The sequence below is a fragment of the Bacteroidota bacterium genome, assembly GCA_039821555.1.
Taxonomy (GTDB): Bacteria; Bacteroidota; Rhodothermia; order Rhodothermales; family Rubricoccaceae; genus JBCBEX01.
Genome location: JBCBNX010000008.1, coordinates 103484 through 119607 on the forward strand (window position 1 = coordinate 103484; position 16124 = coordinate 119607).

The following is a 16124-nucleotide window of genomic DNA, read 5'->3' on the forward strand; positions in this document are numbered from 1 at the left end:
TCGGCTTCCGTAAACGCTTCAGAGTCTCACTGCGACTGCGCGGCGTTGTCCTGGCCCGTCTGTGCCTCGTCCACGAGCGTGCCGAGCAGGCCGGGCCACGAGGTGAATTCCGTCTGATAGCTCAAGCCTGCCCCGTAGGCTCCGTAGGTAGTCCCGCCGATGCTCTCGCCCACGAGCAGTTCGTTCTCCCGGCGGTAGAACACCTCCAGCGACACGTCTGGAGTCAGCCTAACCTCCACGGCCACCTCGCCCTGGAAGTCTTCGTTCTGGAGCGCTTCGGAGTTATCGCGCTGGTAGACGCCCTCGCCGCGAATGATGAGCCGCTCGTCCAGGAAGCGAAGCGCGACGCCGTAGGTCACGTCGAGCGCCTCGAAGTCGTTGCCCTGCTGGACGCCGAGCAGCACCTCCACGTTGTCGGAGGCGAGCGCCTCATTGAGGAACTGGTTGAGGCGCGTCGAGACGAGCTGCGAGAGCGACGTGTAGATCAACTCATCGGCGGTGTCACCCACCGTGCTGATGTTGTCGGAGGGGGCGAGCAGAAACGAGTTGGTGAGCAGCACGCTGGTGGCATACTCCGCCTGCCGGTCGCCGCGGTTGAGTTCGGTGCGCAGCGCCTCGATCACGCCCGAGTCGAGCCGCTCGCCCGTGTCGAGGTCGAGGCGGAGGTCGACGAGCGGCGTGGTGACCGAACCCGAAAGGTCCATCTCAACGAGAAGGGGTACGCGCTGGCGGGCCGGGTCCTCCACGCCGGGGAGCCGCAGACCCGCAAGAGACGCCCGCGTCTCGTAGGCCGCCGCGAGGTCGAGCCGGGCATCGACGGGGTCGCCAGTCCAGCGGAGTGTGCCGCCGGGCTGCAGCACGAAGCCTCGCGTGAAGACGTCACCGGCGGTGAATAGGTAGTCGCCGCCCTCCACGTTGAACGTGCCGAAGGTGAGGAAGCGCCCCTCGTCGATTGTGAGCTCCATGCGCCCTCGCCCCACCGCGTCGATCACGTCGCCCGTGGCGGGGTCGAGGACGAGGTGGACCGTCGATCCCGACGGGGCCTCGACGTTGAGCTGCATCTCCAGGCCGTCGAGGAAGGCGCGCTCGGTGGAGGGGCGGCGGCTGACCAGATTGCGGCGGGTCTCCGTCTCCGGGATCGCTCCCGTCGAGTCGGCGAAGACAAGGAAGCCGGTCTCCTGGGCTGGGCCGCTCGCCACGATCGGGATGAAGAGTTCGCTGTTGGGCGTCGTGCGAGCGTTGGCACTGCGCAGGAAGACGTTGTTGACCGGCCCGGTGAACGTGAGAGCCCCGCTAGCGCGGATGTCGCCATAGAACGGCAGGGCGTCGGACTCGGCGACGTTGATGATCTGCATCTCGCGCAGCGCTCCTTCGAGGTCGAAGCTCCAGAAGCGGTAGTCGTTGAACAGGATGCTGCCCTGGGCGCGGCCGGTGCCCCCAGTCTGGTCGGTGAGCCGTACCTCGCGCAGGTGAATGCCCTCCTCGTCCACGTCTACTTCTCCGTCCAGGCCGATGGCGAGGTTGAAGCCGGGCACCCGGAAGCTGGCGTCACGCACGTCGAGATCGGCCTCAAAGAGCGGCCGCGTGAGCGCTCCGGTGATACGGCCCGTGCCCGTCCCCACGCCGGCGGCGCGGTCGAGGATACGTGGGAAGAGCCAGTCGAAGAAGAAGAGGTCGAGCTTCCGAAAGGTGGCGTCGAGGTCGTAGGCTCCGCGGGTGCGCGTGCCGTCGTCGGCGCGGCCGGGCAGCCGGAGTGTCCCTGTGATGTCGAAGTCGTTGGTTGGGACCCGCCGCGCGTCGGTCGTGCCGTCTGGATTCGGCGCGAGCGTCAGGTCTACGGCCAGGTCGGTGGTTCCCGGGCGGAACCGGCTCCGGAGGTCGATCACGCCAGCCGGGCGGCCGTCGAACAAGAACGGCGCAATGCGGAGGTCCCCCGCGAGTTCGGGCTGACCGAGCGCGGAAGGGATGGCCACGTCGCCATCGACGCGCCCGCCGAATGGCCGCGAGAGCCCCACGAAGCGCAGCACCTCGGCCAGGTCGAGGCCGCTGGCCGTCACGTAGGCCGTGTCGGTGCGGGCCGGGGAAAAGGCCCCCGTGAGCGTAAGCCGCTGCGGCGTGTCGCGCAGGGCCTCGGGGTTCACGCGTGTGAGCGTGAGCCCCTCGGTCACGATGGCATCCGTGTATAGATCGACTGTGGGCATGCCCACCCCGATGGACGGCGCAAGCCGCCAGTGCAACAGTCCCGCGCGGAGGAAGGCCTCGTCGAACGTGACCCGGGTGGCCTCGGGCAGAACGTCGAACTCGAACGCAAGGGACGCCTCCCCCAGTGCAAGTGAGTCGGGCTGCCTACGGGCGGCCGCGTTGTAGAGCGGCCGGGCGTCGATGCGGAGCGAGCCTGCGCCGTCGCGGTAGGCAAGCGCCACAGCGGGCATCGCGAGCATCTGCTTGCCCAGCCGGACGCTGTCCGCTCGCGCGTTGAGCGTCAGGTGCGTCCGGTCGGTGAGCGTAGCGCCGTAGCGGCTGCGTACCTCAAGTCGGGTCGCGAGGGCCTCCGTGCGCAGCGGGCCTGCCGCCATCGCTTCGTTGCGCGCGGCGAGGTCGAGCGCGAGGCTGTCCGTGCCGATCACCCCTTCGACGGTGAGCGCCGTCCCTGCGGCGACCGTGGGCAAGCCCGGGACAAACGCCCGCAGGCTGTCGGGGCGGCGCAGCGTGGCCGTGAGCCGGACCGGGCGCAACGGTTGGGATACCACGTCGCCCAGGGTGTCTTCAGGCGCGGCGGTGGCGGGGTCGAACATGCGCGCCTTGCGCCGCTCAGCGTCCACCGTGCGGGTCAGCCCCTGCTGCCAGTGCTGGCCGAGGACCACGAGGTCGCTCAGGCCCACTTCACCGTTGAAGGTCACGTCGGCGAGGTCACTGCGGAGTGCGAGGCGTGGTGAAGCCGCCGCGCCGACATCTGGCGGGGCAATGGTGAGCGTGAGTCGCTCCGTGGCGATGCGCCGGAGGCTGTCTCCGAGTTGCACCGAGGCGTCGGCCAACGTCGCGTCGAGGTCGACGCGGAGCGTAGCCAGCGAGGTGCCCGCCCCGTCGAGGCGAAGCTGCCCGGTCACGCTCGTGCGCGGGGCATCCGCATAGAACGCCTGCACGTCGAGCGCCCGCACGTCGGCGTCCAACTGGTAGGCGAGCGCTGGGGTGCCGAGCCCTTCGACAGCCCCCGTGGCGTTCAGGATGCTCCCTGCCCGCTGCGCGAAGGCCCGCCCCTCAATGCGTCGTCCATCAACACGTTGCCCACCCAAACGTTGCCCTCCGATGCGGAGCGTGGTGGCTAGCGTGTCAGCGGCAATTGCCCCGGCCCGCACCTCGGCGAGCATTGCTGTGACGCCCAGCACCGCGTCCGTGGAGTCGGCGATCGAGCGCAGCGCGGCGCGTCCGGTGAGCCCACCCGCGAGGTCAGCGCGCTGCAACACACCGCCCACGTCCACCGCGACCAGGTCGAGATCGGCCTGCCAGACGGGTTGTGCGCCAGGCGCGAGCGTGAGCATCCCTACCACGGTCGCCGTGCCCATCTGGTCGGTGGCAACGTTGACGTCGGCCTCTACGTCGATCCGGGTGCCGCCTGCGCCACGCGTCAAAGCGAGGTCGGCGTCGCCGCGCAGCCGGACGGGCCCAATGTGAGTGTAGTCGGGCAGGACGAGGTCGGGCAGCAGCGCTTCTGCGTCGGCCTGCCGGACGACCACGCGACTCAGCCGCAGCGAGGCGTTCCGGACGGCGTCCGTGAGCGCCAGGCGGCCGTCCGCCTCGATGCGGGTCGCCCCGCGCTGGACGCGCAGCGTACGGAGGGCGAGATCGCCGAACGTCCCCTCCGCGTCCAGGTCGAGGGCGAGCGTCTCGGCGAGCGGGCTCGCTGGCACGACGCGGCGCACCTCGTCTAGGTCGATCTGCTCCGCAGCCAACCGGACATCCACGAGGTGGTCAGCACGGGGCACGGCGGCAAGCGCGCGGTCGTCGGGGGACTCGATTACGGCAAAGCCGGTCAGGCGCGTGCCCTCGGCGCGAGTCTCGCCCGTGATCAGCCGGAGGTCGTCGAGTGCCCTCCGCGACGAGTCCAGCCGCACGGTGCCTTCGAGATCCACGATGCGTAGGGGCAGCGTGGGCATTCGTGCGGCGAGACGCTTCACTTCGATCTGTTGGCTCTCGGGCGTCCAGGCAAGCGCACCCCGCAGGTCGAGGTCGCGGATTTCGGTCTGGGTGACATCGAACAGCGTGCCGTTGGCAACGATGGCGGGGGGCTCCCCGTCGCGCGTGGTCACGAGTGCGCCACCGAGCACCTCGATGTCGGCAGAGCGAATGGTCACCGGCGGCGGGGGCTCCGACGAGGGCACCTTCGGTGCTAGCGCAGCGAGCAGATTCCACGTCCCAGCGCTGTCCCGGTGCATGGTGGCACGCGGGTGGACGAGCAGCACCTCGTCAATCTCGATCTCGCCGCGGGTGAGCAACGGCCACCACTTGGGGCGCACCACAACGGAGTCGATGGACGCAACGGTGACTCCGTCCGCGTCATAGAGCGCGAGGTCGGTCGCGTAGAGGTCGAAGAGCAAGTTGCCAGTCAGTTCGCCAATGGCGAGACGGCCTTGTAGCTCGCGCTCAACGAAGCGCTCCACTTGGTCGCGCAGACCATCGCGCCCGACCTGCGTCCGGGTCAGCGCCACGACGGCAAGGCCAAGCACCACGACCGCGACGGCGACAGCGCGCAGGAGCGCGCGGGGTACGGAGAGCAGTCGTGACAACGTGGGACGGGCCTCGGCGAGGAGAACGAGCGAGCGCAGGATGGTCAGAAGGGCAGCAATAAGCCGCCGCGTCAACCCGTGAGGTAGCACGACGGTTCGTGAGCGGTGTCAAATTCCTAGGCATCCCGCCCCCTTCGTGCACAGAGTGCCCTGTCTACCATGGTAGGCACGTGCCGATTGGTGCTGCTTGCACATTCACGCTCCGGCGGTGCAGAACGAGGTGGATTGAGTTCAGAATCACCAAGCGTACACCGAGGCTGCGGTCGCCGTCGCCTGCCTGCGACTTGCTGGAATCGGAAAGGCGTGGTCGCAATCCGACGGGGTGATTGGGCCTCTCTCGTGTAGCGTCAGAGGACTAGCCCCGCCGTGAATGCCACGGAATGTCACTTGCCCTGTAGCGGATCTACTACACCTCACCCCACGCCCCTTCTCTCCCACCCTGACGCATGGGCCAGCAGCAACTTCTTCTCCTCGTCCTCAGCATCGTCATCGTCGGCTTGGCGGTTGTGTCCGGCATCGAGACCTTCGACGATGGGTTTCGCAAATCTCGCAAAGACAACGCCATCGTAGCAGCGATGGAGTATATGTCACCGATCCAAGCGTGGGTCGATAAACCCACGGCCCTGGGAGGAGGAGGCGGGACGCTCGGGACGTTCAACATCGAGAGGTTGGGCCTCCGCGCCGATGGGACGTGTGTGCTGAGCGGCCGTCAGTATGTGCGACTTTCCGACGGATCGCAGCTGTCGATTGGCTCGGAGGGCACGCCCTTCATCGTGTGGTTCCCGAATGGCGACTGCGAGTCGAACTGGAACGGCGCCTGGGAATTTCACCTGATGGTGACCGCCGGCAGCCAGATCGACTTTGTGCAGTGCGAGACGACTACGAGCTACAGCTGGTCGACGAATAGCTGCCCTGCCTGGTAGGATCTCCCCATCTCACGCGTTGGCGCTAGTTTGGAGTGGTCTACCCGCTACCTCATGCGCCTGCTCCCCCTCGCCTTGCTCGCTCTGCTTCTCGCACCCAGCGGTGCGGCACAGCGGGCTGTGGCGGTAGTCTATGACGACTCCGGCTCGATGCTGCATCGCGACGAGGGCGAGAACGGCGGGCCGTGGGCCTACGCCAACTACGCGCTGCAGACGCTCGCGGCCCTCCTCCGCGACTCAGACGCACTGCACGTGGTGACGATGCACGCGCCGGACACGCCGCTGCGCTTCCCGCTCGGCGGCGGCTCAGCGGGGCGCCAGGCCCTCGTGGACTCGCTCAACGGCCAGCCTGTGTACAATTTCGCAGGCAACACGCCCTACCAGTCACTCGCGACGGCGCAGGACGTGCTCGCCCAGGCGCCACAGCCGGAGAAGTGGCTTGTGGTCCTCACCGACGGCGCCTTCGAAGACACGCCCGAGGCCGCATCGATGCAAGCGCAGGCGGAGTCGTTCGTGCGTGCCACAGGAGCCCGCGTCGTGTTCCTGCTCATCGGCGAGGACGCCAAGGAGGTGGACGCCCTGGCACAGCAGCCCGCCGTTGCCGTCTGGACCGATGTCCAGGGGCAGGTCTACCGCGCCCTCTCGTCGGCCGACGTGGCTGACCGGATGAACGAGATCGCTGCACTCATCACCGCCCGCACACTCGGCGGCCAGCCCGACGTCCGCCTCGCTGGCGACCAGCTCGTGTTCGACTCGGAGTTTCCGCTGCGCCGCCTCACGCTCGTCCAACAGGACGCGAGCCGCGCGGCGCTCGCCGCACTGCGCCGCGCCACCCACGACCGGGGCGCACTGCCGTTCGACTCGACCCTCACCACGCGCGTCCCGCGCCTCGCCCCCTATGCGCTCTTTGGCAACGTCACGCAGGTGCGGCCCACCAACGCGGGGGGGCTGATCGAACCGGGCGAGATCCAACTCGCCTTCGACCGTGCCGTACAACCCGGCGAGGTGCTCTTGCTCCCTGAGGCTGCCGTTGACCTCGCCGTGGAGGTCGTTAGCGCGAAGGGCTACCCCGTCGAGACGGACGGCGCGGTGCTCCGGCCGTGCGTCGGCGACACCATGCGGGTGCGCGCGACGCTCCTCGGCCCTCCCGACGGACAGGGCCTCCGCGACACGCTCGTCGCCAACATCCGACGGCCCGACCGCATCGCCATGCAGGCGCGCTTCGGTAGTGCCGCTGAGGCGATGCGCGTCAACCCCCAGCGCACCGCCTTCCGCTTCGACTTCGCCGCGCCCGACACCGCCCTCGCCATCTCGGTGGCTGCGACCTACCCGGGCTACTTCGACCTTCGCTCGCCGGTCTATACGGTCGAGGCGGCCCCGTGCATCCCGCGCACGCTCGCGCTCGGCGACGACGGCCCATGGCGCACGCCCGTGACCGACTTTGACGACCGCGCGCCGCTCACCGTCTGGCCCATCGCTGACGGCGCCCGCGTGGACGCGTTCGAGTTCGACGAGTGGACGCTCCGCCTCGTGGACGACGACGACCTCACGGTCGACCTCGCAAAAGGCGACCAGGGATGGACGCTCCGTCCGCGACCGCGCTACGGGCTGGCCGCGTTCACGCCGCAGCGCACCTACGAGGTGGTGGTGGAGGCACAGTCGCCGGGCCGCGGCGAGGCGGCGTTCCGCACAACGCTCCGCTTCGAGGTGGAGCCCGTGCCGTGGTGGACGCTCTGGGGCCCATACGTGATCGTACTCGGCGTGCTGCTCTTCCTGCTGTGGTACCTGTGGGGGATCATCAAGAAGCCGCGGTTCTGCCGAGGCGCGCGCATCGTCTTCCAGGAGCGTAGCGCTCTCGTGACAGGCAAAGAGCGAACCTACAGCTTACCAACAGGGTGGGCCAACCGCTGGCTCGTTCCCTACCGTGCTGAACGCAAGACGATACGGGGTGTGCTCTTTCAGGCGGGCAGCCGCTGCAACCACCTCGTGCTGCCCGAGGACGCACAGAGCGACGCGATGGTGATCGAGGGCGCGCGCGTAGATGACCCCGGGCGCCGACCGCTTCGTCTCGTGGACGGGACGGTGCTCGAAGTCGACCGCGGAAGCCGCCGCCAGCGCTACACCTACGTGGCAGGCTGACGCACGCGGTGTCTCGGACATCGCGCAGAGTGCCGCGATGCCGTGGCGGTAGAAGGGTACGCCCATGCGCCCATGCGGTGGGTTGGCCAAGGCCCCGTGCGTTCCTGCACCTCATGCGGGCTCGTCCTAGTTCGAGAACCTTGTTCTATACCTGAGACTCGTGTCGAGACGGCGTTCCAAACCGCCCGTCCGTTGAGGACCTATCGGGCTAGGCAAGGTGTTGGTGGCCACGAACGGACCCAACCCTACCCGCCGGAATCCATGGCCCAGTCTCTCTTTGTCGTCGTTGCGCTTTCGCTGGCCGGGCTGCTCACGGTGCGCCAGGGCTACACCGAGCGCCAGAACCAGAAGCGCGTCCTCCACGAGGAGATGCAGCTCATCGCCTCGGGGGCGGCGCTCAAAGTGATCGAGTATGCCGCCGCGCGCTCCTTCGACGAGCGCACGTCACCGGAAATGGTCCAAAGCCTGGGGCTGCCAGGCGACGCCAGCCAGTTCACCATGGCTGACTCGTTCGGTCAGACGACGGGCGACCCTGACGCCCCAGAGGAACCTCGCGACGATGACGAATGGGACGATGATGACTGGAATGACGACGACCGCGATGATGACGAATGGGACGATGACGAACGCGAGGGCGGTGACGAACGCGAGGGCGGTGAGCAGACCTCTACGCCATCGCCCGCGTCGCAAGGAAATCCCTGCCTGTTCGATGCCCCCACCTACTGGGACGGCTTCTGCGACGACCTCGACGACCTCGCCCTCGACGCCGACGAGTGGAAACCCGTCACGTCTACCCTCGCCAACGGCGATGTCATCGACCTCGAGGTGAACACCACAGTCGAATATGTGAGACGCTACGATGGCAACACCGCACTCTCGACCAGCCAGCGCAGCGAGCAGAAGCGCCTCACCGTCCGCGTGCGCGCACCGGAGCTCAGCGGGATGCAAGACGTGATCCTCGTGGAGATGTCCCGCGTGTTGTCCTACCGCGAGGAGCGTGCTCGCCGCATGGCCGGCATGTAGTTCCGACCGCACCGTCCCTCGGATTATCCTCTTTCAGTTCCCCCTACATGCACGTACTTCTCGATCACGCGGCCGCCATCATCGCTGGGTCCATCGCGGCCCTGCTCTTGCTCGGCACGATGGCGCGCTCCTCGCAGGAGGACCAGCGCATGACCGCGCTGGCCGTCGCCAAGGATCAGGCGTTCGCGTTTTCAACGTGGCTGGAGGAAGATTTCAGCGCCGTAGGCATGGGCCTCCCCGAGGGTGAGGTGCGGCTGACGCCACCGACCATGGACACGTGCAACGGCGCCACCTGCACGCGCCAGTTCGCGTTCGTGCGTCGCAGCTACGACACCACCACCTCGCCTGCCGCACCGCAAACCCACGAGTACCGCCTCACGCTGAGCCCAACCACGACCGTCACCAACGAGGACGGCTCGTCGTTGCAACTCTACGAAGTGCAGCGCTCAGAGCGCATCAGCGGTGGAGCGTGGGTCCCGGCAGGCGCTAGCCCTGCTTCGCTCTCTCACTTTAGAGTCAGCCTCCAAGACAACTCAGGCGCGCCCACCGCATCGGAGTCTGACGCGGCGTTCGTGGAGGTTGCCTTCGCCCTCGTCCCGCCGCTTCTGCACGACGACCTTGTGCTCTCCGAGCTGAACTGGAGCGCCGTGTTCCGCCTCCACCCCGTCTAGCTCCCCAGTCTCCACCACACGGGCTGCCGTCCCCGCGTTGCCGCCTACCCCCCTATGACCTTCTCATGCATCCTCTATCTAGCCCATGGGACGCGGCCTTCTCATTGCTGCTCTTGCCAGTTCACTCTTTATTGCCTTCGGCTCCTCTAGCACGATCCGGACGATCCTGTCCGTCAGCGGCGAGCAGGCCGCGTTTGGCAACGACGTGACCGCCCGCGAAATCGCCCGCTCAGGCTACGATGTCGCCTACCGCACAGCCGAGCTCAGCGACGGGACGCTCGATGGTATTGTCAGTGCCGTGAACGGAATCCGAGCGGACCGCCCTTTCCAAGGGGGCGTGTGGAATGCCGAGGCCTTTCGCATTGATGCAGAAACGGCGCTCATCCGCGTGAGCGGCACCGTCGGTGACGAGACACACACGACCGAAGGTCTGTTCGACCTCACCTCCGTGTTCGGCCCGTCCTCGCCACCCATGCCTGTTCCCGAGGCTCTGCCTCGCACGTGGGAGTTCGAATGCGCCGACAACCGCTTCGTCGATCTCTACACGGTAGGGATCGGCACCTACGGCCGGACCAACAACGACGCAACCATCGATATCCCGGACGCCAGCAGCGTGCTGGGGCTCACGGCACAAGCAACCGTGAAAGGCGCTCACCACGGGCGCTTCGAGCACTTCGTTCTCACTACCGACGCAGGCGAACGCGTCGTCATCGCAGACCCGACGTCCGACGACGACAGCGGCGATTTCTACACCGCCGCGCTGGACCCAGCTGGCTCGGTGACCATCGAGCCGATCGTCAAGCAGACGGGGTGGAGCGGTCATGCCCGGTCGTTTGCGGTCTACGCCCTGCGGTTCAAGGAGGGCTACGCGCAGAGTGGGGGCATCGTGGAGCGCGACGTGTGGGCTGGGCGCACCAAGGAGGTGACCGTGGACCTCTCGATTCCTGCTGGCACTGCCCCACGAAACGTCACGGTCACCTTCTCCCTCGGCGACACCACCAACGACGGGCGCACCCTCAACATGGAAGCCCGAGCGGGCGATGTCTTCGCGTCCCTGAGCACCCCCGACGCCAACCGCGGCGCGCAGGCGGCGCTCTTCGAACTGGTCTTGGAGGACGTGCCCGGCACCGTGACCACGGTGGAAGCGACGGTCTACTCGCACAACGGCGCGCACGACTCCATCTTCTACAATGGCGTGACGGCGACGGTCCCATGCTCGTAGGCTGAGCGGATTTGTCCACGGCCCAGGGAGTAGTGACGTTCAGCAGGTCAGACGCGCACGTCGTAGCGATTTCGTGTCCGCAAGGCGGATGAGGAGTGCGATCCTGAAGAGTGCGATCCTACAGGATAGGGCGACGAGTCGAACGCAGCGGGGGCGGAATCAACGCCGGGAGCGGCCAGCGGCTTGACCGTCGCTATGACCTGGTTCTCTCCCGCACCTTTCAAGACACCCCCGCGTAGCTGCTGCGGAGCGCTATACTTCGGCGTTGCCCCAGCCTCCCCGCGCCAATGCGTCTGTCTTCCAGGCAGCTACCGCTGCTCGCCACGCTGCCCGTCGGCACTGCCCGTAGCCTCGATGCGGCTGCGCAGCTCGGCGGGGCTGCCAAGGATGCACCGCCGAGCGTTGCCGGTGAGCCGTTCGGTACGACGAAGCCAAAAGGCTCCATCTCGGATCTCGGGCTGACGATGAGGTATGAGATCGTAACGCGGGGCCACGGCGGCACGCTCACCGCCGAGGATGCCCCTCGTCGGCGACGCGGTTTTCGTCCTGCGGCTGCCTGCGCCCGCTCTGCCTGCAAATCCATAAGTGCGTGGCCATGAGTGCACAGCCATGAGTGCCCTGCTCCTGACACCAGAAGGCTTCTTCAACCTGGTCCTCGTGGCCATGGCGCTGCCGCTGCTCGGTTACCTGCTCGCCACCCCAAAGAAAGACGCGGCGACCTGGTGGCTCGCGCTCTTCATGGGCAGCATCGTCGTCAGCAATGCCTGCTCGGTCGGGCTGTCGTCGGTGTTCTGGCCGGACGTGGCGAGCCGGACCGGGTGGTCGTCGGCGCTCATGCTCCTCGACTGGCTGAGTGCGTTCCTGTTCAGCTTCAGCTTCGCCCTGTTCGCGTACACCTTGCTCGGTGAGCCTTCGCGTCGCGAGACGCGCTTCGTGGCCTACGGCCTCGGCACAACCGGCACCGTCGTCTTCGGTGTCCTCGCGGCGAGCCTTCGCGCACCCCGCTGGGAGCCGCTGGCCTCGCAGCTGTTGGGCATCTATGTCGGGGTGGCGGTACTCCTCGCGCTCATCGTGCTCGTGCGCAAGTGGCACCGGGCACGGCGGTCCACCGACGAGAACCGCTACCGAGCGGCAGCAGCCTACCTGACCTACCTCTCCCTGGTTGGGGTCTTGCTGGTCGGTTTTCTCCTGACTGGGCTGCTCCTGCTCTTCGACGTGCCCGTTCTGCGCCCCCTCCAACTCCTCGGGCGGCTGGCGGTCCTGTCGTTTGTCTTCGGGATGGTCCTCGCCTACGTCAACTATTCGCCGCAGCCCACGTCGTTTCGGGCCAAGCTGGTTGGGATGATGCTCGCCGCGCTCGTGACGGCGATCGCGCTGGTCGTGTTCGTCAGCTTTCCGGCGGAATTGAGCCAAGTCGGACCGGTAATTCCGACGCTGGACGTGCGCCCTGCTGACCTGGACACGCTACGCGCGGCACGCGAGGCAATGCACGCTGAACTAGTAGGACCGGCCTGGCTCCTCCTCCTATCCGTGCTGGCGACACTCCTCGTCTATCCCCATGCATTTCGTGGCAGCTTGGAGGCTCCGCTCGACCGGCTCTTGCGTGGCCTTCGGCGGGTCGACGCGGGCGACCTCGACCAGGCCGTTCCCGTCGTCGTGCGCGACGAGTTTGGGCACCTCGCTGAGCACTTTAACGCCATGACCGCGTCGCTGCGTAGCTACCGCGACGGGATGGAAGGGCTCGTGGAGTCGCGCACGGCGGCGCTCAACCAGTCGCTCCTCGACCTCCAGGCAACGCAGCAACAGCTTATCCATCAGGAGAAGATGGCGAGCCTCGGGCAACTCACAGCAGGTATCGCGCATGAGATCAAGAACCCGCTCAACTTCGTCACCAACTTCGCCGAGGTCGCTCAGGAACTCACGGAGGAGTTGCGCGAGGCTATCGCACGGGGAGACGACCCTGCGCCGCTGCTGGACGAACTGACGCAGAACACGGCGGTCATCGCGCAGCATGGGCACCGCGCCGACGCCATCGTGAAAGGCATGATGGCCCATGCGCAAGCGACGAGCAGCGAGCGCCGCGCCGTGGACCTGAACGCCCTGGTCGCTGAGCACGTCACGCTCGCCTACCACAGCACTCGGGCGCGCCAGCGCACCTCCGACGTGGAGATCGTGCACGACTTCGACGCGACGCTGGCTCAGGTCGTCGTGGCTCCTCAGGAACTCGGCCGGGTCATCGTCAACCTCGTCATCAACGCCTTCGACGCCGTTGCCGAGCACGCCCGCATCGCCCCGGCAACGGACGAGGCCCTCAAAGCGCGCGTCACCGTCTCCACCGAGCGCGCGGACAACGCTGTGGTCATCCGAGTCGTCGACAACGGCCCCGGCATCCCGGACGAGATCCGCGCGCGCATCTTCGAGCCGTTCTTCACGACCAAGCCGACGGGCTCAGGCACGGGCCTGGGGCTGTCGCTGAGCTACGACGTCGTGACGCAGGGCCATGGCGGCACGCTCACCGCCGAGGACGCACCAGGCGGCGGCGCAGCGTTCGTCGTCACGCTCCCCCTCGAAACTCCCGCCTGAGATGCCCGAATCTGAACCGCTTCGTGGCGTCCTCGCGCCGCCCTTCACCCCCTTCGAGGCTGACGGGCGCGTTGCCGAGGAACTCTGGATCACTCATGCACGGCACCTCCTTGATGTGGGCTGTGCCGGGCTGGTCCCCTTCGGTACCACCAGCGAGGCTGCGTCTCTCGGGTTGGAGGAGCGCGTGCACCTGCTCGACCAGCTCTTCGGCGCGGGCGTGCCGCCTGAGCGCATGATCGTGGGCGTCGGAACGACGAACCTGCCAGACACGGTGCGCCTTGCCGCCCAGGCGTCGCGACATGGCTGCGCGGGCGTGCTGCTGCTACCTCCGTTCTACTACCCCAACGTCACGGACGACGGGCTGTTTGCCTGGGCTGAGCACTTCATTGCGCACGTTAACACACAGACCGAGAGACTGCAGGTCTACCTCTACCACATCCCCCAGGTCGCAGGCGTAGGCTGGTCGGTGAACCTCGTACGGCGTATCCGAGCCGCGTTTCCCGAGCACGTCGTCGGCATCAAGGACTCGACGGGCGACTGGGCAAACACACAGGCGCTGCTCGGGATCGACGGGCTTACGGTCTACCCTGGCACGGAGCTGTTGCTGCCCGAAGCGCTTTCGCACGGGGCGCCGGGTTGCATCTCGGCCACGGCCAACCTCAACGCCGCTGCCATCGCCGAGGCCATTCTGACGTTTGCGAGCGACCGCACGACCTTCGACGCCCGCTTTGCCGCCGTCGCTCAGTTCCGCCGGACCGTGCAGCCCTACGGAGCCATTCCGGCGCAGAAAGCCCTCCTTGCCCGCCGGACTGGCGACGTCCGTTGGCGAAACGTCCGCCCTCCGCTGCGCCCGCTCTCTGAACCTGACACCGCGAGGCTGGCGTACGCGCTAGAAGGCACCTCCTAGCTCGCCAACTTTCGGTTGCGTCGGAAAACTCTAGACCTCCGACGTCGCCCGTTTCCACCGGTGCAGCGCGTCCAACTTTTCGTTCACCAGACCGTATCCTGTGGGCTTCACGCACCATCCACTCCATCCGCCCGAACCATGCAGGTGCTAGTCGTTGACGACGAGCGCGACGTTGAGCTGCTCTTCCGTCAGAAGTTTCGCAAGGAGATCCGACGCGGCGAGATCGCGCTCACGTTCGCATTCTCGGGCGAGGAAGCCTTGGCCTATCTCAGTGAGCACCCGGCCGACGTCGTGCTTGTGCTCTCCGACATCAACATGCCGGGCATGAGCGGGCTCGATCTGCTCAAGCGCATCAAGACGGCGCAGCCGACGCTGCCGGTGTGCATGATGACGGCCTACGCGAACGAGGCCTACGTGGAGGAAGCGCGTGCCTACGGCAGCGACGGCTACCTCACGAAGCCCGTCGACTTCGACGCGCTCAAGGCGCAGATCCGGGAGCTGGCTGGCTAGGTCGCAGGTCTGTTCCTATTTATGGCATTGTTTTCATTTGCGTTATTCTAATTATCGAACATCACTCCCCACATTGCACGCATGCCCGAGCCCATACCTGCGCCGATCCATGTCCTCGTCGTCGATGACGAGCCGGACCTGGAGTTGCTGATCCGGCACAAGTTTCGGCGGCAGGTGCGCGAGGGGCGGCTCGCGCTCACCTTCGCGGGCGACGGCGTCGAGGCGCTCGCGGCGGTCGAGGCCGACCCGCAGATCGAGCTCGTGCTCTCGGACATCAACATGCCGCGCATGGATGGGCTGACGCTCCTCGGCAAGCTGCGCGAACTGGACCGCGCACTCAAGGTGGTGATCGTGTCAGCCTACGGCGACATGGCCAACATCCGCACGGCGATGAACCGCGGCGCGTTCGACTTCGTCACGAAGCCCATCAACTTCGAGGACCTCGCGCTCATCGTCAACAAGGCCCACGAAGAGCTTGACAAGCTGCGCCAGGCCGACTTGCTGCGGCGCCAGCTAAACGTCATCCAGCGCGAGTTGGAGATCGCAAGCCGCATCCAACTCTCGATGCTCCCCGCGGCGACGCCCGCCTTCCCTGAACGCGAGGACTTCGACCTCCACGCGACGATGCTGCCTGCCCAGGAGGTCGGCGGCGATTTCTACGACTGCTTTCTGATCGACTCCGATCCAGGTAACGAAGCCGGCGGTGCGCCGCCGCGCCTCGGCTTCGTCGTGGGCGACGTGTCGGGCAAGGGCGTTGGCGCGGCGCTTTTCATGGCGATCACCCGGACGATGCTCCGCGCCACAGCGCTGCAAGGACTCCCCCCACACGAGGTCGTGCGCCACGCCAACCGCGTACTCCATCCGGAGAGCATGACGCACATGTTCGTCACGCTCGTCTACGGCGTGCTCGACCTGACGACGGGCGAGGTGGCGTTCACCAACGCCGGGCACCACCACCCCGTGGTGCTGCGCCACGACGGCTCGCGGGCAACGTGCCCGTGCGCCCGCGGTCTCGGGCTCTGCCTCACGAGCGACTTCGCCTACGCCTCCAACAGCGTCACCCTGGCTCCGGGCGATACGCTGCTGCTCTACACCGATGGCCTCACCGAAGCCGTAGATGTGAGCGGCACCCAGTTCGAGGAGACGCGCCTCGCCGAGAGCCTCGGCACGCTCCCCGACTGCTCCCCCGCTGAGGTCATCCGCCACTTGCTCAGCGCGGTGGAGTCGTTCTCCGACGACGCCCCACAGGCTGACGACCTGACGCTGCTCGCCGTGCAGTATCACGCACCTCTCGCCTGAGCAGACAGCCGAACGCTGTCCTACTCCAAACGGCTGACCGCGCGCGCCTTGTCGCCAGGCAAT

Annotated in this window: 11 protein-coding genes; 9 read left to right on the forward strand and 2 right to left on the reverse strand. The window is 67.1% G+C overall.

Annotated features, from left to right (window positions below):
- Nucleotides 1–26: 26 nt before the first annotated feature.
- Nucleotides 27–4874, reverse strand: coding sequence for a translocation/assembly module TamB domain-containing protein (locus AAFU51_11195; protein ID MEO1571823.1), 4848 nt, complete (start codon nt 4872–4874; stop codon nt 27–29).
- Between the two features lie 356 nt (nt 4875–5230).
- Between AAFU51_11195 and AAFU51_11200 the strand changes: the two genes are divergently transcribed.
- The 5 genes from AAFU51_11200 to AAFU51_11220 all read left to right on the forward strand — a co-directional run bounded on the left by AAFU51_11200 (nt 5231) and on the right by AAFU51_11220 (nt 10762).
- Complete coding sequence (locus AAFU51_11200) at nt 5231–5707, forward strand: hypothetical protein (GenBank protein ID MEO1571824.1); 477 nt, start codon at nt 5231–5233, stop codon at nt 5705–5707.
- Between the two features lie 54 nt (nt 5708–5761).
- Nucleotides 5762–7846 carry a vWA domain-containing protein gene (locus AAFU51_11205; GenBank protein ID MEO1571825.1) on the forward strand — a complete coding sequence of 695 codons (2085 nt, stop codon included), beginning with the start codon at nt 5762–5764 and terminating at the stop codon, nt 7844–7846.
- Nucleotides 7847–8107: 261 nt separating this feature from the next.
- On the forward strand, nt 8108–8869 hold the full coding sequence (locus AAFU51_11210; GenBank protein MEO1571826.1) for a hypothetical protein: 762 nt from the start codon (nt 8108–8110) through the stop codon (nt 8867–8869).
- Nucleotides 8870–8916: 47 nt separating this feature from the next.
- Nucleotides 8917–9540, forward strand: a complete 624-nt coding sequence (locus AAFU51_11215; protein ID MEO1571827.1) for a hypothetical protein — start codon at nt 8917–8919, stop codon at nt 9538–9540.
- Between the two features lie 85 nt (nt 9541–9625).
- A complete protein-coding gene (locus AAFU51_11220) occupies nt 9626–10762 on the forward strand; it encodes a hypothetical protein (protein MEO1571828.1) in 1137 nt (378 codons plus the stop codon).
- A gap of 308 nt (nt 10763–11070) precedes the next feature.
- On the opposite strand, the gene AAFU51_11225 is transcribed toward AAFU51_11220, so the two are convergent.
- Nucleotides 11071–11256 carry a hypothetical protein gene (locus tag AAFU51_11225; GenBank protein MEO1571829.1) on the reverse strand — a complete coding sequence of 62 codons (186 nt, stop codon included), beginning with the start codon at nt 11254–11256 and terminating at the stop codon, nt 11071–11073.
- 115 nt (nt 11257–11371) lie between these two features.
- Between AAFU51_11225 and AAFU51_11230 the strand changes: the two genes are divergently transcribed.
- From AAFU51_11230 to AAFU51_11245, 4 genes are all read left to right on the forward strand, one after another.
- Nucleotides 11372–13345: an ATP-binding protein gene (locus tag AAFU51_11230; GenBank protein ID MEO1571830.1), complete on the forward strand. Its 1974-nt coding sequence runs from the start codon at nt 11372–11374 to the stop codon at nt 13343–13345.
- A 1-nt stretch (nt 13346) separates the two neighbouring features.
- The gene (locus tag AAFU51_11235; GenBank protein ID MEO1571831.1) at nt 13347–14252 is read left to right on the forward strand and encodes a dihydrodipicolinate synthase family protein; all 906 of its coding nucleotides are present in this window, start codon (nt 13347–13349) and stop codon (nt 14250–14252) included.
- A gap of 138 nt (nt 14253–14390) precedes the next feature.
- Nucleotides 14391–14762: a response regulator gene (locus tag AAFU51_11240; protein MEO1571832.1), complete on the forward strand. Its 372-nt coding sequence runs from the start codon at nt 14391–14393 to the stop codon at nt 14760–14762.
- 81 nt (nt 14763–14843) lie between these two features.
- Nucleotides 14844–16061 (forward strand): SpoIIE family protein phosphatase, encoded by a 1218-nt coding sequence (locus tag AAFU51_11245; protein MEO1571833.1) that lies wholly within the window; start codon nt 14844–14846, stop codon nt 16059–16061.
- The last annotated feature ends 63 nt before the right edge of the window (nt 16062–16124 follow it).